This is a genomic window from Streptomyces adelaidensis (genome assembly GCF_016598475.1).
Taxonomy (GTDB): Bacteria; Actinomycetota; Actinomycetes; order Streptomycetales; family Streptomycetaceae; genus Streptomyces; species Streptomyces adelaidensis.
In genome coordinates this window covers 26,600-42,820 of the sequence record NZ_JAEMUX010000048.1, presented here as the reverse complement: position 1 = coordinate 42,820, position 16,221 = coordinate 26,600, and the positions used below count along the sequence as shown (strand labels likewise).

At 71.4% G+C, this 16,221-nt stretch carries 17 protein-coding genes; 10 read left to right on the top strand and 7 right to left on the bottom strand.

Annotated features, from left to right (window positions below):
• Positions 1–15 precede the first annotated feature (15 nt).
• On the top strand, positions 16–774 hold the full coding sequence (locus I8N67_RS25480; protein ID WP_200305911.1) for an LOG family protein: 759 nt from the start codon (positions 16–18) through the stop codon (positions 772–774).
• A gap of 155 nt (positions 775–929) precedes the next feature.
• Here I8N67_RS25480 and folP read toward each other — a convergent pair whose 3' ends face one another.
• A complete protein-coding gene (gene folP / locus I8N67_RS25475; protein ID WP_200305909.1) occupies positions 930–1,790 on the bottom strand; it encodes a dihydropteroate synthase in 861 nt (286 codons plus the stop codon).
• Between the two features lie 119 nt (positions 1,791–1,909).
• Here folP and I8N67_RS25470 point away from each other — a divergent pair, with 119 nt between their 5' ends.
• Both I8N67_RS25470 and I8N67_RS25465 read left to right on the top strand, forming a co-directional pair.
• A complete protein-coding gene (locus I8N67_RS25470; protein ID WP_200305907.1) occupies positions 1,910–2,260 on the top strand; it encodes a DivIVA domain-containing protein in 351 nt (116 codons plus the stop codon).
• Positions 2,257–2,850: a DNA-3-methyladenine glycosylase I gene (locus I8N67_RS25465; protein WP_200305905.1), complete on the top strand. Its 594-nt coding sequence runs from the start codon at positions 2,257–2,259 to the stop codon at positions 2,848–2,850. The genes I8N67_RS25470 and I8N67_RS25465 overlap by 4 nt, the downstream gene beginning before the upstream one ends.
• A gap of 54 nt (positions 2,851–2,904) precedes the next feature.
• Here I8N67_RS25465 and chcB read toward each other — a convergent pair whose 3' ends face one another.
• Complete coding sequence (gene chcB, locus I8N67_RS25460) at positions 2,905–3,708, bottom strand: 2-cyclohexenylcarbonyl CoA isomerase (RefSeq protein WP_200305903.1); 804 nt, start codon at positions 3,706–3,708, stop codon at positions 2,905–2,907.
• Between the two features lie 375 nt (positions 3,709–4,083).
• On the opposite strand from chcB, the gene I8N67_RS25455 reads away from it, so the two are divergent.
• Positions 4,084–4,251, top strand: a complete 168-nt coding sequence (locus I8N67_RS25455; protein WP_003966491.1) for a DUF3117 domain-containing protein — start codon at positions 4,084–4,086, stop codon at positions 4,249–4,251.
• Between the two features lie 123 nt (positions 4,252–4,374).
• Here the strand turns inward: I8N67_RS25455 and I8N67_RS25450 are convergent, their stop codons facing one another.
• Positions 4,375–5,076, bottom strand: coding sequence for an O-methyltransferase (locus I8N67_RS25450; protein ID WP_307835374.1), 702 nt, complete (start codon positions 5,074–5,076; stop codon positions 4,375–4,377).
• 201 nt (positions 5,077–5,277) lie between these two features.
• On the opposite strand from I8N67_RS25450, the gene sigE reads away from it, so the two are divergent.
• From sigE to I8N67_RS25425, 5 genes are all read left to right on the top strand, one after another.
• Positions 5,278–6,054 carry an RNA polymerase sigma factor SigE gene (gene sigE, locus I8N67_RS25445; protein ID WP_200305901.1) on the top strand — a complete coding sequence of 259 codons (777 nt, stop codon included), beginning with the start codon at positions 5,278–5,280 and terminating at the stop codon, positions 6,052–6,054.
• On the top strand, positions 6,051–7,202 hold the full coding sequence (locus I8N67_RS25440; RefSeq protein ID WP_200305899.1) for an anti-sigma factor family protein: 1,152 nt from the start codon (positions 6,051–6,053) through the stop codon (positions 7,200–7,202). Before sigE ends, I8N67_RS25440 begins: the two co-directional genes overlap by 4 nt.
• 142 nt (positions 7,203–7,344) lie before the next feature.
• Positions 7,345–9,603: a S1C family serine protease gene (locus I8N67_RS25435; protein WP_200305897.1), complete on the top strand. Its 2,259-nt coding sequence runs from the start codon at positions 7,345–7,347 to the stop codon at positions 9,601–9,603.
• A 222-nt stretch (positions 9,604–9,825) separates the two neighbouring features.
• The gene (locus tag I8N67_RS25430) at positions 9,826–10,284 is read left to right on the top strand and encodes a sec-independent translocase (protein ID WP_200305895.1); all 459 of its coding nucleotides are present in this window, start codon (positions 9,826–9,828) and stop codon (positions 10,282–10,284) included.
• A gap of 284 nt (positions 10,285–10,568) precedes the next feature.
• Entirely contained in the window at positions 10,569–11,246 is a 678-nt protein-coding gene (locus tag I8N67_RS25425; RefSeq protein WP_200305893.1) for a hypothetical protein, read from the top strand.
• Between the two features lie 107 nt (positions 11,247–11,353).
• Here the strand turns inward: I8N67_RS25425 and I8N67_RS25420 are convergent, their stop codons facing one another.
• The 3 genes from I8N67_RS25420 to I8N67_RS25410 all read right to left on the bottom strand — a co-directional run bounded on the left by I8N67_RS25420 (position 11,354) and on the right by I8N67_RS25410 (position 14,552).
• Positions 11,354–12,487 (bottom strand): Mrp/NBP35 family ATP-binding protein, encoded by a 1,134-nt coding sequence (locus tag I8N67_RS25420; protein ID WP_200305891.1) that lies wholly within the window; start codon positions 12,485–12,487, stop codon positions 11,354–11,356.
• Positions 12,488–12,529: 42 nt separating this feature from the next.
• Positions 12,530–13,135 carry a DUF1003 domain-containing protein gene (locus I8N67_RS25415; RefSeq protein WP_200305947.1) on the bottom strand — a complete coding sequence of 202 codons (606 nt, stop codon included), beginning with the start codon at positions 13,133–13,135 and terminating at the stop codon, positions 12,530–12,532.
• Positions 13,136–13,214: 79 nt separating this feature from the next.
• Entirely contained in the window at positions 13,215–14,552 is a 1,338-nt protein-coding gene (locus tag I8N67_RS25410) for a magnesium transporter MgtE N-terminal domain-containing protein (RefSeq protein ID WP_200305889.1), read from the bottom strand.
• Between the two features lie 187 nt (positions 14,553–14,739).
• Here I8N67_RS25410 and I8N67_RS25405 point away from each other — a divergent pair, with 187 nt between their 5' ends.
• Complete coding sequence (locus I8N67_RS25405) at positions 14,740–15,528, top strand: hypothetical protein (RefSeq protein ID WP_200305887.1); 789 nt, start codon at positions 14,740–14,742, stop codon at positions 15,526–15,528.
• A 125-nt stretch (positions 15,529–15,653) separates the two neighbouring features.
• Here the strand turns inward: I8N67_RS25405 and I8N67_RS25400 are convergent, their stop codons facing one another.
• Positions 15,654–16,184, bottom strand: coding sequence for a hypothetical protein (locus I8N67_RS25400; RefSeq protein ID WP_200305885.1), 531 nt, complete (start codon positions 16,182–16,184; stop codon positions 15,654–15,656).
• Between the last annotated feature and the right edge of the window lie 37 nt (positions 16,185–16,221).

Below are 16,221 nucleotides of genomic sequence, written 5' to 3'. Positions count from 1 at the left end.
GCGGAGGGAGCGGACATGGCGACCGGCAACCCCGAGGGCAGTAAGCAGCCACCGGAGGAGCAGCGGCTTGGGCCGGTGCTGCGCAGACGCGCCCAGGTGCAGGCGAGCACGACGGACCAGCGGCTGCTGGACGCGGGCGGCCCCTCGGACTGGGTCCACACGGACCCCTGGCGCGTCCTGCGCATCCAGTCCGAGTTCATCGAGGGCTTCGGCACACTCGCCGAACTCCCGCCCGCGATCAGCGTGTTCGGCTCCGCCCGGACACCGGCCGGCTCACCTGAGTACGAGGCGGGCGTCAAGCTCGGCCGCGGTCTGGTCGAGGCGGGCTTCGCGGTGATCACCGGCGGCGGCCCGGGCGCCATGGAGGCGGCCAACAAGGGCGCCCTGGAAGCGGGCGGCATCTCCGTCGGCCTCGGCATCGAGCTGCCCTTCGAACAGGGCCTCAACCCCTACGTCGACATCGGCCTCAACTTCCGCTACTTCTTCGTACGGAAGATGATGTTCGTCAAGTACGCCCAGGGATTCGTCGTCCTCCCCGGCGGCCTCGGCACCCTGGACGAACTCTTCGAGGCCCTGACCCTCGTCCAGACCCAGAAGGTCACCCGCTTCCCCATCGTCCTCTTCGGCGAGTCCTACTGGGGCGGCCTCGTCGACTGGCTCACCAACACCCTCATCGCCCAGGGCAAGGCCAACGAGAAGGACCTGAGCCTCTTCCACGTCACGGACGACATCGACGAGGCGGTGGCGCTGGTGTCGAAGGAGGCAGGCCGCTAGATCCGTTCCCGCGCCTCTGGCCTTTTGCTTTCAGGGGCGCGGGGAACTGCGCGATCAGCCCCCACCGAACCCGCGGCCGAAATCGGAATTCGGGGGTCGAAGGGGCGCAGCCCCTGGAGGACGGGACGGGTAGGGGCGGCGGGGGCGAGAACCGCCTACGCCAGCCCCCGCCGGGCCACCGCCGGCGCCCGATACCCCGCGATGGACGCCACCATGTCCAACACCTGCCGAGTCTCCGCGACCTCATGCACCCGATACACCCGAGCCCCCAGCCAAGCCGACACGGCAGTGGTCGCGAGCGTCCCCAGCACCCGCTCCTTCACCGGCTTGTCCAGCGTCTCGCCCACGAAGTCCTTGTTGGACAGCGACACCAGCACCGGCCACCCGGTCTCCACCATCTCGCCCAGCCGCCGAGTCGCCTCCAGACTGTGCCGCGTGTTCTTCCCGAAGTCGTGCCCGGGATCGATCATGACGGACTCCCGGGGCACCCCCAGCGACACCGCCCGCTCGGCCAGCCCGACGGTCACCCGGAGGATGTCGGCCACGACGTCGTCGTACGCGATCCGATGCGGCCGGGTACGGGGCTCGGTCCCGCCCGCGTGGGTGCAGACCAGCCCGACCCGGTAGCGCGCCGCGACCTCCGCGAGCCGGGGGTCGACCCCGCCCCACGCGTCGTTCAGCACATCGGCGCCGGCCTCGCAGACAGCCTCGCCGACCTCGTGCCGCCAGGTGTCGACGCTGATGACCACCTCGGGGAACCGCCGCCGCACCTCGGCCACGAAGTCGACCGTCCGCCGAGCCTCCTCCTCGGCGGTCACCTCCTCGCCGGGCCCGGCCTTCACCCCGCCGATGTCGATGATGGCCGCGCCCTCGGCGACCGCCTGCTCCACGCGCGCGAGGGCGGGTTCGTCCTGGAAGGTGGCGCCCTGGTCGTAGAAGGAGTCCGGCGTCCGGTTCACGATCGCCATGATCACCGGCTCGTGCGCGCCGAATTCCCGCTTGCCCAGCCTGAGCATCCGCTGTGACCTCTCCCAGAACGTGCCGCTGACCGACCGTCTTACGCACCCGCCTGCGACCTTAACTGTCAGACTCGCATGGCACGATCGGAGCCGAACACACTTGAGGGGACCCAGCGATGTTCATGTTCTTGTTCCTGGTCGTCGCGCTCGCCGTCGTGGTCGCCGGGGTGACGCTCGCCCTGATGGGCGGCGGCGACAGCGCGGCACTGCCGGAGGCCGCGGGCGAGCGGCTCCAGGACCCGCTCCCGGCGGACCGCCCGGTCAACCGCGCGGACGTGGAGGCGCTCCGCTTCGCGGTCGCCCTGCGCGGCTACCGCATGGTGGACGTGGACGACGCCCTCGGCCGCCTCAGCGCCGAGATCGCCGAGCGGGACGCCCGCATCGCCGACCTGGAGTCCGCACTCGCCGGCGCCCGCGCGGCGACCGTGACCTCGCTGCACAAGCCCGAGGAGGGCCACCACCAGTGACCGACGGCACCGCCCTCGCCGGCCCCGACGGAGCCCTCCGCTGCCCCTGGGCCCGCTTTACCGAGGACTACGTGGCGTACCACGACGAGGAATGGGGCCGCCCCGTCCACGGCGACGACGCCCTGTACGAACGGCTCTGCCTGGAGGCCTTCCAGTCCGGCCTCTCCTGGATCACCATCCTGCGCCGCCGGGAGGGCTTCCGCGCCGCCTTCGCCGACTTCAAGATCGCCGAGGTCGCCGGCTTCACGGAGGCCGACGAGGCACGCCTCCTCGCCGACCCCGGCATCATCCGCAACCGCGCCAAGATCGAGGCGACGGTCGCCAACGCCCGCGTCCTGTCCGACTGGACGCCGGGCGAACTGGACACCCTGATCTGGTCCCACGCCCCGGACCCGACCACCCGCCCGATCCCCAGGATCCTCGCCGACGTCCCGGCGGTGACCCCCGAGTCCACGGCCCTCTCCAAGGCCCTCAAGAAGCGAGGCATCCGCTTCGTCGGCCCGACCACGGCATACGCCCTGATGCAGGCCTGCGGCTTGGTCGACGACCACTTGGAGACATGTGTGGCGAGGAGCAGCGTGCCTCTTTAGAGGTGCGGCGATGCCGTCAGGGGTGCGGCGATTCCGTCCCCGAACCGACTGGACTCAGCGGCCCAGATACTTCGGCTTCTCCTTGTTCACGAACGCCTGCACGGCGATCCCGTGATCCTCGGAGGACCCCGCCCGAGTCTGCAGCTCGTCCTCCTTCTCCAGAGCCTCCTCCAGAGAATGCGTGAGCCCGTACGCCAGCGACTCCTTCAGCGCCGCGTACGCCACGGTCGGCCCCTGGGCCAGAGACAGGGCCACCTTGCGAGCCTGTGCCGTCAGTTCCGCCGCCGGCACGATCCGGTTCGCGATCCCCAACTCGTACGCGTCCTGCGCGCTGATGCTGCGCGGGAAGAGCAGCAGATCGGCGGCCCGGCCGGGGCCGACCACGCGCGGCAGGGTCCACGAGATCCCCGAGTCGGCGGTCAGCGCGACCCCGGCGAAGGAGGTGTTGAAGGTGGCGGTGTCGGCGACGATCCGGTAGTCCGCGGCGAGCGCGAAACCCAAACCGGCCCCGGCGGCCACCCCGTTCACGCCCGCCACCACCGGCTTCGCCATGCCGGTCAGGGCCTTCACGACGGGGTTGTAGTGCTCACGGACGGTGGACATGGTCTGCCCGGAGCCGGTCTCCCGGTCCTGGATCAGCAGCCCGATGTGTTCCTTGAGGTCCTGGCCCACGCAGAACGCCCGGTCACCGGCGGCGGTCAGCAGCACGGCCCGTACGGCGTCGTCCCCGGCCGCGGCCTCCACGGCCTCGCGCAGGGCCACCTTGGTCGCGATGTTCAGCGCGTTCATCGCCTCGGGGCGGTTCAGCGTGATCGTCGCGAGTCCGTCGTGCACCTCGTAGAGCACGGTGTCGGCCATGGCGGTTCCCCTCCGGTGTCGCGGCTTCGACGTACTGGTCAGTAAGCTGTACGTCACAGCACAGCATGGCGGAGATCATCGGTGGTGGCGTGGGTGGGACGTGTGACCTGCGTCAAAGAATCGCGAACGGCCGAGCGGCGAACCGGGCCCCGCGGTGGCGAAGTATCGCAGTCACATCGCCGAATTGGGTGGTTTTGCTCGCGTGCGTTGCCCAAGCGATGCCGACTGATGTTGGTCATCGGGTCATGAGATGCGGGATAATGGCCTGGAAGCAATGTGTTCGATGCCGGTGGCGCGTGTCCCCAGGTGGGACCGTGCCTGCCCTCCAGGGCCGTCGGCTTTGACGATGAGCTGGTTTCAGGAAGGGGAACGAGCATGGCGGCCATGAAGCCGCGGACGGGCGATGGCCCGCTCGAGGTGACCAAGGAGGGGCGGGGCATCGTCATGCGCGTTCCGCTCGAAGGCGGCGGTCGGCTTGTCGTCGAGCTGACCCCTGACGAGGCCGACGCCCTGGGCGATGCCCTCAAGAAGGTCGTCGGCTGACACGCGGAGCGGCCGTACCCTTTCAGCTGCCCCGGCACCGCCCCACAAGGCGGTGCCGGGGCACTGTTGTACCCGGGGGCGATCCGGGGATGACCTTCGGCCGTCTCGGTCCGAGCGCGTCGCTCAGCGCTTGACCGCGCACAGCAGGCCGTCGCCCACCGGGAGCAGCGACGGCATCAGCTCGGGGCTCTCGCGGACCGCGCGGAGCAGCTCCCGCAGACGTATGACCTCGGTGGGCTGAGGGCCCGAGTCGACGGTGCGTCCACTGGCGAAGACGCCCTCGAACGCGACGAGTCCACCGGGCCTGAGAAGGCGCAACGATTCAGCGAGGTAGTCGAGGCACTCCAGCCGGTCTCCGTCACAGAAGACGAGGTCGTACCCCGCGTCCGCGAGCCGGGGCAGCACGTCCAGGGCGTGGCCCGGGATGAAGCGCGCGCGATTGCTCGCGAAGCCGGCCGCGCGGAACGCCTGCCGGGCGAACTGCTGGTGCTCCGGTTCCGGATCCACCGTGGTCAGCACACCATCCGGCCGCATGCCGTGCAGCAGGTGGATTCCGGAGACCCCGGTCCCGGTCCCGATCTCGGCCACCGCCTTCGCGTCCACGGTGGCGGCGAGCACCCGCAGCGCGGCGCCAGTGCCGGGCGACACCGAGCGCAGCCCTGCCTCCCGGGCCCGGTCACGGGCCCAGTGCAGCGCTTCGCCCTCGGCGACAAAGGCGTCGGCGAACGCCCAGCTCGTCAGCCGGTTGCCGGTAATGGCCCTCTCCTTATGTCCCCGTGGTTGCCTGGGCGTGACTGTATCCGTTGCCGTCGGGAACCTGCTGATGGGACCGGTCGTTTAAAGGGATGAGTGAGTGACGGGGGCCGCGACGGGGGGCACGGGATGGGTCGGTACGACGAGCGGGCGCAGGTGCAGGTGCTGACAAAGCCATATGAGCCGGATCAGCGGTATCAGTCATATGAGCCACATCGGCGCACATCAATTTCTTATAAAACCGCTTATCCGGAGCTAACGGGCGAGGTGGCTATGGTAGGGGCTCCACTGGACACCACCAGAGCCGACAGGGGAGGTGCGGCTGCGCCTGTGGATCGGGGAGGAGCGCTGAGGCGCTTTCTCGGATCGGCGGGCAGGCCGAAATCCGTGAACGACACCGCTGACCACCGCCACGCCGCCGACGGCGCACAGACCGCGACCTTCACCACGGACGCGCACGCGCAGGCGTGGACTCCGCCCACGTGGGAGGAGATCGTCAGCACCCACAGCGGCCGCGTCTACCGGCTCGCCTACCGGCTGACCGGCAACCAGCACGACGCCGAGGACCTCACCCAGGAGGTCTTCGTCCGCGTCTTCCGCTCCCTGTCGACGTACACGCCCGGCACTTTCGAGGGCTGGCTGCACCGCATCACCACGAACCTCTTCCTGGACATGGTCCGCCGCAAGCAGCGCATCCGCTTCGACTCCCTCGGGGACGACGCCGCGGAGCGCCTGCCCAGCCGCGAGCCCACTCCCCAGCAGATCTTCAACGACGCGCACTTCGACGCCGACGTCCAGCAGGCGCTCGACACGCTGGCGCCCGAGTTCCGCGCCGCCGTCGTCCTCTGCGACATCGAAGGACTGTCGTACGAGGAGATCGCCGCGACTTTGGGCGTCAAGCTCGGCACGGTCCGCTCGCGTATCCACCGAGGCCGCTCCCAGCTCCGCAAGGCCCTCGCGCACCGCTCCCCGGAGGCCCGGGCCGAGCAGCGTCGCGGGTTCTCGGTGCCGCGGGTGCCCGTGCTGGGAGGAGGGGGCGCGACCGCGTGAGTGGATCCCGTCCTACGCCTGCCGAGCAGCACCTGGGAGACCGTCTCTCCGCCCTCGTCGACGGAGAGCTCGGTCATGAGGCGCGCGACCGCGTCCTGGCACATCTGGCCACCTGCGCCAAGTGCAAGGTGGAGGCGGACGAGCAGCGCCGTCTGAAGAACGTCTTCGCGGAGGCCGCCCCGCCGCCTCCCTCCGAGAGTTTCCTGGCCCGCCTCCAGATGCTCCCGGCGGGCGGCGACACCGACGGCGGCTCACCGCTGGGCGGCCTCGGCGGAAGACTCGGGGGCACGGCCGGCGGGCCGGGGCTCCCCGGTGACCCCTCCGACTCCAGGGAATTCGCCGACTTCGGAGTCTTCGGACCCGGCCGCGACTCCTTCGGGTATCTACCGTCGGGACCACACGGCGGCGCTCTGACGCCGTCGGAGGGCCGTGGTCTGCTCGGTGGCAGGGGTTTCCTCGGTGACCGAGGTTTCCTGAGCGGCCGTGGCTTCCTGGGCGACCAGGGCTTCCCGCGTGACGGACGCGGTCTCTCCGGCGACGCGGACAGGCGCGCGGACGCCGGTGCCGATGAGCGCCGGGTCACGGGCGACCGTGGCTTTCGGATCCATGACGTGAGCCGGCACGAGGCCGAGCGTTCGGCCTCGCGCGGCATGCGGTTCGCCTTCGTGGCGGCCGGCGCCGTGTCGCTGGCCGCGATCGCCCTCGGCGGCATGACCACCGGGGTGCCCGCCGAGACGGCGGACGCCCGGGGCCCAGCCGGCTCCGGCAGCAATGTCACACCGCTGCGGACACAGGCCTCGGGAACCCTTCCTCCCGAGTCCCAGCGCCGCCGGGGAGCCGTCGGGCCACTGTTCGGACAGGGCCAGCGGGCCACCGGCGAGGTGCCGGTGGCGCCGACGGCGATCTCCGCGCCCCTGCTGCCCGGAGTCCCCGCTCCGGCTGCCGAAAGCCGGCAGACCGTGCATCCGCTGACCGCACCGGTCCTGGCGGGCGCCGCCGTCATGTCCCCGCTCATACGTCCGCTCACCGTCGCACCGCCGCTCCAGCCGGCCGGCTGGTCCCCGGCGCCCGAGCTCACCGGGCCGGGCCTGCTGACGGCTCCCGACACCACCTCGTCCCCCACTCCCACCTCGCCCGTCCTCCGCTGACCCCGAGATCTGCGCACCGGCCCGTGAACCTGGTTGAATCCAGAGTGGGCCGTGTCCGCCCGGGCCGGTTCCGGCCTGCGGCACTCGGCGAACGGTGGGCGGCGGGCCGGTCCATGAGACGGGCCCCAGTTGTGGGGAGAACATGAACGAGGGGAAGCCCACGAAGGCGAAGTGGTGGAGCCGACCCCGAGCGCACGGCGCGGGGGCCGGGACGACGGGGGACGACACCGGGCTTACGGGGACCACGGGGGTGCCCGTGGACGCGGTCCGCGCGGAGAGCGGCGGGGGCGATTTCGAGTTGGAGCGGCCCGCGACGGTGCCCGCTCCCGCCGAGGCCGACACCGACCACGACTTCGAACTGGCCCGCCCGGCCACCGAATCCGCGGCCCGCACCGGCACGACGCCGGGCGCCGGCCCGGACGGTGACTTCGAACTGGAGCGGCCGGACGGCGTCTTCGCGTTGGAACGGCCGGCACCGGCCGCGGGCCACGGGGCCGAGACGAGGACCGCTGAGGGAAGCACGTCGGCTTCGGGTGAGGCGACCACGCGGTTGGGGCTGGAGAAGCCGGCGCCGGAGAAGAGCACCCCGGTGGCCGCCACCGTGGTCGCCGACGCCCCGCCCTCGGCTGAGCCCGGCGCCCTGGAGGCCTCTGAGGCACCCTCGGAGCGGCCCAAGCCGCTGCACGCCCCCGATCCCTACAGCACCCCGCCCTACGGCGAGCCCGGCCCCTGGGCGCCCGCCCCGCCGGTCCAGCACCCGGCGACGACTCCCGCGCACGGCACGAACGTCCAGGCGGGGCCACCGGCGCACGCCGTGCCCGCCGCGGTCGGGGCGGGCACGGCACACAGCGTGGCGGCCCCGGCATACGCGGAGGCGACCCCGGCGGCAGCCGCGCCCTCGCCGGTGCCCCCGGCCCACGACACCGCCGTAACGCCCGCGACTCGGCAACCGGCGACGGCCGCCCTGTACCCGGACGCACCACAGCCCGGGGCGGCCCCGTACCCGGACTCCTCCCAGCAGCCTCCAGGGGCCTCGTACGCGTACCCGTCCCAACCGGCGCCGCCTCCCTACGGGGACGCCTCGCATCCCGCTCCCTCTCCGGCTTCGTACGCGGACGCGCGGCAGCCCACATCGCCCGCCTACGCGGACCCGTCGCAACCGCCCTACGCGGATGCCGCCCCAGGCGTCCCGCAGGGGCCGCACGGCCCGTGGCGGAACTACGACCCCTGGGCCGGATCGGGGTCGTTGCAGCAGAACGGGGCCGGTACGGCCGACGTGTCGCGGCAGCCGAGGCGGCGGGGGAAGACGCTGCTCGTCGGGGCCCTGCTGCTCACCCTCGTGTCCGGGGGCGTCGGCGGAGCCGTGGGCGCGTACGTGGAGCGCAACGGCGGGGTCGGGGAAGTCGAACTGCCGCAGTCCGACGGGGGCGTGACCGGGCGGGCGCCCGACAGCGTCGCCGGGATCGCCGCCAGCGCACTGCCCGGCGTCGTCACCCTGCACGTGAGCGGGACGGACGCGCAGGGCACCGGCACCGGATTCGTACTGGACGAGCGGGGCCACATCCTCACGAACAACCACGTCGTCGAGCCCGCCGGCACAAGCGGTGACATATCGGTGACGTTCAGCGGCGGCGAGACCGCCAAGGCCACCATCGTCGGCCGGGACACCGGCTACGACCTCGCCGTCGTCAAGGTCTCCGATGTCAGCGGACTCAAGCCGCTGCCCCTCGGCAACTCCGACGACGTCCAGGTCGGCGACCCGGTCGTCGCCATCGGCGCCCCCTTCGACCTGGCCAACACCGTCACGTCCGGCATCATCAGCGCCAAGGAGCGGCCCATCACGGCCGGCGGCGAGAGCGGTGACGTGAGCGACGTGTCGTACGTGGACGCGTTGCAGACCGACGCGCCGATAAACCCGGGCAACTCCGGCGGCCCGCTCCTCGACGGCAAGGCCCGCGTGATCGGCATCAACAGCGCCATCCGGTCCGCGGGCAGCGGCTCCGAGTCGGACGGCGGGCAGGCCGGTTCGATCGGGCTCGGCTTCGCGATACCCATCAACCAGGGCAAACGCGTCGCCGAGGAACTGATCAACACGGGCAAGGCGAGCCACCCGGTGATCGGCGTCTCCCTCGACATGGACTACACCGGCGACGGCGCCCGGATCGGCGACGAGGGCAGCAGTGGCGGGTCCGCGGTGACGGAGGGCGGCCCGGCCGACCGGGCAGGTCTCCGCTCGGGCGACGTCATCACCGAGGTCGACGGCCAGCGTGTCCACTCCGGCGAGGAGCTGATCGTCAAGGTCCGCGCCCACCGGTCCGGCGACCGGCTGGAGCTCACCCTCCAGCGCGGCGGCAAGGAACAGACGGTCACCCTGACGCTCGGCTCGTCCGACGGCGGCTGACCGAGGGTTCGCCCGCCGAAACGACAGCAACTTCACAGGAGGGGGTCCCGCACCCCCTCCTGCCAGGCAAACAGCTGGGAAAACCAGCTGTGCGGACGTGGTCGGAAGCCGCCCGAAGGTACCGGATCGACGGCATCGCCGGGTACCTTGGACTCGGCCCCGACCACGGAAGACCTGCCGAGGCCGGAGGAACGGGACCGAGGACGTCGCAAGGAGCTTCAGGTGTTCAATGACATAGGCACGTTCGAGCTGGTGGCGCTCGCCGTCCTCGCCGTGCTCGTCTTCGGTCCGGACAAGCTTCCCAAGGTGATCCAGGACGTCACGCGGACCATCCGCAAGATCCGGGAGTTCTCGGACAGCGCCAAGGCGGACATCCGCAGCGAACTCGGCCCGGAGTTCAAGGACTTCGAGTTCGAGGATCTCAACCCCAAGACGTTCATCCGCAAGCAGCTGGACAACGACGAACTGGGGCTGAAGGAGATCCGCAGCGGCTTCGACCTGAAGAAGGAGATGACCGAGCTGACGGACGCGGTCCACGGCCGCGAGTCCGAGTCCTCGTCCTCCTCGGCTGCCTCCGGCTCCGGCTCCGGTGGTTCGTCCGGCGCAGCGGTCGACATGTCCAAGAAGCGCGAGAAGCTCGAACTGGAAGAGCGTCCGCCGTACGACCTCGACGCCACCTGAGCCGTCCGCCCGGTCGCCGTCCGTACGGCCTGCGACCTGCCCTTCCACGCCGTACGCCGGTGTGCTGCCACGCCCCCGGTACGTGATGCGATTCATACCGTCACGCACCCTTGTACGGCCTCAAGCCGCCCGTACGCCGTCCCACGCGCCGGGCGCTTTCCCTGCTGCTCGGAGCGCTGTGGCTATGCTGCCCAGTTGTTGTGCGGACCGTATGGAGAGCGAGCGAGACGCCCGACGGGGGCGGGCCCGCTCCGGTCCGCCGAGAGCAAGGAGGCGTCGGGCAGATGGAGACGACAAGTCGGGTAGGCGCGCAGGCGTCGGCCGCGGAAGGTGGACAACAGGTTCCCTCCGCCCGTCGCACGGTCGACGGCTACCTGCTGGCGCCCTTCCCGTGGTACGGCCTCGATGAGGCCTTCACGGGGCCGCGCTGGCTGATGCAGGTCGGTACGTCGGCGGAAGGTGCCGTCGAGCACGGTTCGATCGGACACGGCGACGAGCCCTCGGTGCGCAACGAGTACACCGCCGCCGCGAGCGACGACGAGGTCAAGGAGCGGTTCGCGGTCGTGGTGACCGTCGCCGCGAACGACGTACGGCGCAGCGCGGACGGTACGGGGGTCCTGGAGGCCACCTCGGTCTCCTCCGCGGCCTGGCTCGCCGGGGTCGGACTGCTGTCCTTCACCTGGCCCGGGCAGCTGGACCACACCCGGCGGGACGACTGGCTGGACCAGCAGACCGAGACGGCGTGGGTCCTGGCGGACGACCTGGCCGGTCCCGACTGGTCGACGCTGTCCCTGCCGGTGGACGGGGTGCCGACGCCGTTCCACTACCGCGAGTCCGAGTTCGGATGGGTCCTCGCGGGGTCGACCTCGGAGGGGATGCACGTGGGGGCGTACGGGAGAGGGATGAGCGCTTATGGGCTCGGCTTCGCCATGATCAAGGACATCGGCTCCTACGACGCCTAGTCCTCACGGGGCAGGCTGAAGGGGGCACCGCGTTGTGGCGCTGCGGTGCCCCCTTCAGCCGTGTTCCCCGCGCCCCTTGAAGGCGCCCCCTGGCTTTGACAGGCGTCCTAGAACTTGTTCCTCGGGGTGATTCCCAGGCTCATGCCTGAGAGGCCGCGCTGGCGGCCGCCGAGCTTGCCCGCGATGGCTCGGAGGGCCGCGCCGGCGGGGGAGTCCGGGTCGGAGAGAACGACAGGGCGGCCCTCGTCGCCGCCCTCGCGGAGGCGGAGGTCGATGGGGATGTTGCCGAGGACCGGGACGGTGGCGCCGGTGGTGCGGGTGAGGCCGTCGGCGACGACCTGGCCGCCGCCCGTGCCGAAGACGTCGACCATCTCGTCGCAGTGCGGGCAGGGCAGGCCCGACATGTTCTCGACGACGCCGACGATCTTCTGGTGGGTCTGCACGGCGATGGAGCCTGCGCGCTCGGCGACCTCGGCCGCGGCCTGCTGCGGGGTCGTGACGACCAGGATCTCGGCGTTGGGGACAAGCTGGGCCACGGAGATGGCGATGTCGCCGGTGCCCGGCGGGAGGTCGAGGAGCAGGACGTCCAGGTCACCCCAGTAGACGTCCGCGAGGAACTGCTGGAGGGCGCGGTGCAGCATCGGGCCGCGCCAGACGACGGGCGCGTTGCCGGGGGTGAACATGCCGATCGAGATGACCTTCACACCATGCGCGGACGGCGGCATGATCATGTTCTCGACCTGGGTGGGACGGCCGTCGGCGCCCAGCATGCGCGGCACGGAGTGGCCGTAGATGTCGGCGTCGACCACGCCCACCTTGAGACCGTCGGCCGCCATCGCCGCCGCCAGGTTCACCGTCACCGAGGACTTGCCGACACCGCCCTTGCCGGAGGCGACGGCGTACACGCGCGTGAGGGAGCCCGGCTTCGCGAAGGGGACCTCGCGCTCGGTCTGGCCGCCGCGCAGCGCGCTCGCCAGCTCCTTGCGCTGTTCGTCGCTCATCACGTCGAGCTCGACGTCGACGCGGGTGACCCCCTCGACCCGCGAGACCGCCTCGGTCACGCGCTGGGTGATCGTGTCGCGCATGGGGCAGCCGGAGACCGTCAGGTACACGGCGACCGCGACCGCTCCGTCCGCACCGATCTCCACCGACTTGACCATCCCGAGCTCGGTGATGGGGCGGTTGATCTCGGGGTCGTTCACCGTCGACAGTGCTTCACGCACCGCGTCTTCCGTAGCCATAGGACGATGGTACGGCGCCCCGCGGGGGCCCTGGGAGCCCTGTCACCGGTCGCCCATGTCACGTCCGCGGGGATGTTCCGGCGGGAATACGGTCCGCGCCTCCCGCCGGCCCTCGCTGCCGTGCTCGTGCAGTTCCCTGGTCAGGTCCTGGAGCTCGGAGCGCAGCCAGTCGCGGGTGGCGACCTCGCCGAGACCGATGCGCAGCGCGGCGATCTCCCGGGTGAGGTACTCGGTGTCGGCGATGGAGCGCTCGTTCTGTTTGCGGTCCTGTTCGAGGTTGACCCGGTCACGGTCGTCCTGGCGGTTCTGCGCGAGGAGGATCAGCGGGGCGGCGTACGAGGCCTGGAGGGAGAGCATCAGGGTCAGGAAGATGAACGGGTAATGGTCGAAGCGCAGGTCGCGCGGGGCCGAGACGTTCCACACCACCCACAGGATGATGACGACGGTCATCCAGACGATGAACCGCCCGGTGCCCAGGAACCGCGCGATCCGCTCCGAGAGCCGTCCGAAGGCCTCCGGGTCCCACTCGGGCAGGAACCTGGCCCGGCGCGGCAGCGGCTGGTCGAGACGGGTGCGTGGGCGCGCGGTGGCCCCGGAGGGCGTGCGCTCCCGCAGGGGCGCCCCGGAGACCGGCGTGCGCTCGCGCATGCCCGCCGCACCGGCATGCGCCCGTTCCCGCCCCCTGTGACGCGCGTCCCGTCCGTCCCGCCCTTCGCGCTCGGACCGCTCAGGAGCCATGGACGACCCCTTCGGCGGGCCCGTCGTCCCGGTTCGCGACCTGGTCCGCTTCCGCGTCCGGGGTGTCGTCCTCGTGCAGATGGAACTCGGTCTCCCGCCAGTCGTCCGGCAGCATGTGGTCCAGCACGTCGTCCACGGTCACCGCACCCAGCAGCGAGCCGCTCTCGTCGACCACGGGCGCCGCGACCATGTCGTACGTCGCGAAGAACCCGGCGACGGCGGGCAGCGCGGCCTCCGGGTCCAGCGACTGGAGATCGTTGTCGAGGATCGAGCTGACCAGGGTGTACGGCGGGTCCCGCAGCAGCCGCTGGAAGTGGACCGTGCCGAGGTACTTGCCGGTCGGGGTCTCGTCCGGCGGCCGGCACACGTACACCTGGGCGGCGAGCGCGGGGGACAGATCGGGGTTGCGGACCCGGGCGAGCGCGTCGGCGACGGTCGCGTCCGGTCGCAGCACGATCGGTTCGGTGGTCATCAGACCGCCCGCGGTCTTCTCCTCGTACGCCAGGAGCCGCCGTACGTCCGCCGCCTCGTCCGGCTCCATCAGGGTCAGCAGGCGTTCCTGCTCCTCCTCGGGCAGCTCGGCGAGCAGGTCGGCGGCGTCGTCCGGGTCCATGGCCTCCAGGACGTCGGCGGCCCGCTCCTCCTTGAGCTTGCCGAGGATCTCGATCTGGTCGTCCTCGGGCAGCTCCTCCAGGACGTCGGCGAGCCGGTCGTCGTCGAGGGCGGCGGCGACCTCGGCCCGGCGCTTGGGGGAGAGGTGGTGCAGCACGTTGGCGAGGTCGGCCGGGCGGAGCTGCTCGAAGGTCGCGAGCAGGTTCTCGGCGCCCTGTCCGTGCTCCTCCAACGAGAAACCGGTGACCGCCGACCACTCCACGGTCAGCGTCTCGCCCTTGTGCCGCCGGAACGCCCCGCCCTTGCCCTTGCGGACGAACACCCGGTCGATCTCCCAGTCCCTGCGGGCCGGCAGCTGCTGCACCGAGATGTCGAGGACGGTGACCTCCTCGCCGGTCTCCACCAGCCGGACCCGGCGGTCCAGCAGCTCCCCGATGACGAGCCGTTCGGTGGGCCGCTGTTCGAACCGGCGCACGTTCAGGACGCCGGTGGTGATGACCTGGCCCGACTCCACGCCGGTGATCCGGGTCATCTGCAGGAAGATGCGGCGCCGCGTGGACAGTTCGACGACCAGCCCCAGCAGCCGTGGGGGCTTGCGGCCCACCCGCAGAATGGCCACCAGGTCGCGTACCCGGCCCACCTGGTCGCCGTTCGGGTCGAAGACGGCGACACCGGAGAGGTGCGAGACGAAGATCCGGGGAGCCACCGCCGCCATGAGCCGCCCCTTTCCTTCCCGTTTTCCTTCCCGTCGTACGGGATTGTCCGCCCAGGAGGGCTTCAGGCTAGCCCGTCCCGATCGGATATGCCCTGGTGAGCGGTGCGGACGGTCTGCCTCCGTGATACGTCCGGGGCCCCGGTACTCTGCGGTACGCCTGGACTCCCCACGAAGAGGTGCATCGCCTGTGACTGTGTTTCCCCGTACCCGAAGGGCCGCACTGGTGAGCGCCGTCTGCACCCTGGTGGCGAGCGGGCTGGGGCTCACCGGGTGCAGCGAGGATCCCGACGAGGGCACCAACGGGGTCGGCAAGCTGCCGCCCGCGACGATCCAGAGCAAGACCAAGGCGGCCGCCACGGCGGCGGAGACGGTCCGGCTGTCCGGCGCCGTGGTGAGTAACGGCAAGACCTACAAGCTGGACATGCGCCTGAAGGAGGACGGCGGCACGGGTTCGGTGACGTCCGAGGGGTCCACCTTCCGGCTGCTGAAGGTCGGCGAGCATCTCTTCCTGAAGGCGGACGCGGACTTCTGGAACCCCGCGGATTCGGAGTCGGGGAAGGGCTCGGAAAACGACTCGGGCAAGGGCGCCGAGGACGGCGACGAGTCGGAGACGGCCGCCGCGGACAAGCTGGACGGCATGTACGTGAAGGTCCCGACCGGCGACCCGGCCTACAAGCGCTTCAGCGGCTTCACCGACAAGGACGTCCTCCTCGCCGGTCTCCTCACCCTGCACGGCACCCTGTCCACCGACGGCCACCACGAGCAGTCCGGCACCCGCACCATCCGCATCACCGGCGACAAGGGCTCCGGCGGCACCCTCGACGTCTCCCTCGAAGGCACCCCCTACCCCCTGCGCCTCGTCCGCGCCGGCGACGCCGGCACGATCCTCCTCACCGACTGGGGCAAGAACTTCACCCTGGAGGAGCCGGACGAGAAGTCGGTCGTCGACTACGGCCAACAACTGCCGACGTCGTAGCCGGGCGGGTCACTCCATGCAGGACCCCGGCCTCGGCCGGACGCAAAACACCGTCCCGGTCAGAACGACTCCACCCCGGCCGGCAACCGGACCCCCGGCCCGGACCAGACACCCGCCCGCCCCGGCTACCCCCGCTTACGCCGCTTGAAGAGCAACCGAGGCACTCCCGCCGGAACCGGCTGACGCGTCGTCGCGGAGGTCGGCAGCGGGGCCGAGGCCAGGTCGTCGTCGGGCAGGGGCAGGGTCGAACCGGTCGGCTCCAGGCGGAGGACACGGCACTCGCGTGCCCAGCGGGCAGGCATCGCCTCGCCGTCGTGGGCGTTGAGGCGCTTGCCCTTGAGCTCGGCGACCGCCGCCTCCCACTCGGGGGAGTCCGGGGGCAGCTCGACGACGTTCGCGGCCCAGCTGACCAGCCGGCCGCCCTTGTCCTTGCTGCGGACGGTCACGACCGCGGTACCCCCGCCGACCAGCCCCGGCAACGGCTGCTCACCCGGCCCGTCGCCGACCACACACGCCGCGCCCTCGTGCCAGACATGCCACAGCGCCCGCGAAGGCGCCCCCGGCGCCCGGCCGTCCTCGCCCCGCACCCAGATAAGCCCGGACTTCTTGGTGGCCTCTTCGACGAGAGCCTGATCGAGCAGCGTGTCGGCGGTCATGGGGGCAGCCTAGCCGGGGCCCGGAAAGGCCCCGGTG

Coding starts and splice junctions, on each gene's coding strand:
- I8N67_RS25425 (WP_200305893.1), top strand. CDS start 10,569: ATGGAGACGACAAGTCGGGTAGGCGCGCAGGCGTCGGCCGCGGAAGGT.
- I8N67_RS25480 (WP_200305911.1), top strand. CDS start 16: ATGGCGACCGGCAACCCCGAGGGCAGTAAGCAGCCACCGGAGGAGCAG.
- I8N67_RS25470 (WP_200305907.1), top strand. CDS start 1,910: ATGTTCATGTTCTTGTTCCTGGTCGTCGCGCTCGCCGTCGTGGTCGCC.
- I8N67_RS25420 (WP_200305891.1), bottom strand. CDS start 12,487: ATGGCTACGGAAGACGCGGTGCGTGAAGCACTGTCGACGGTGAACGAC.
- I8N67_RS25435 (WP_200305897.1), top strand. CDS start 7,345: ATGAACGAGGGGAAGCCCACGAAGGCGAAGTGGTGGAGCCGACCCCGA.
- folP (WP_200305909.1), bottom strand. CDS start 1,790: ATGCTCAGGCTGGGCAAGCGGGAATTCGGCGCGCACGAGCCGGTGATC.
- sigE (WP_200305901.1), top strand. CDS start 5,278: ATGGTAGGGGCTCCACTGGACACCACCAGAGCCGACAGGGGAGGTGCG.
- chcB (WP_200305903.1), bottom strand. CDS start 3,708: ATGGCCGACACCGTGCTCTACGAGGTGCACGACGGACTCGCGACGATC.
- I8N67_RS25400 (WP_200305885.1), bottom strand. CDS start 16,184: ATGACCGCCGACACGCTGCTCGATCAGGCTCTCGTCGAAGAGGCCACC.
- I8N67_RS25415 (WP_200305947.1), bottom strand. CDS start 13,135: ATGCGCGAGCGCACGCCGGTCTCCGGGGCGCCCCTGCGGGAGCGCACG.
- I8N67_RS25455 (WP_003966491.1), top strand. CDS start 4,084: ATGGCGGCCATGAAGCCGCGGACGGGCGATGGCCCGCTCGAGGTGACC.
- I8N67_RS25410 (WP_200305889.1), bottom strand. CDS start 14,552: ATGGCGGCGGTGGCTCCCCGGATCTTCGTCTCGCACCTCTCCGGTGTC.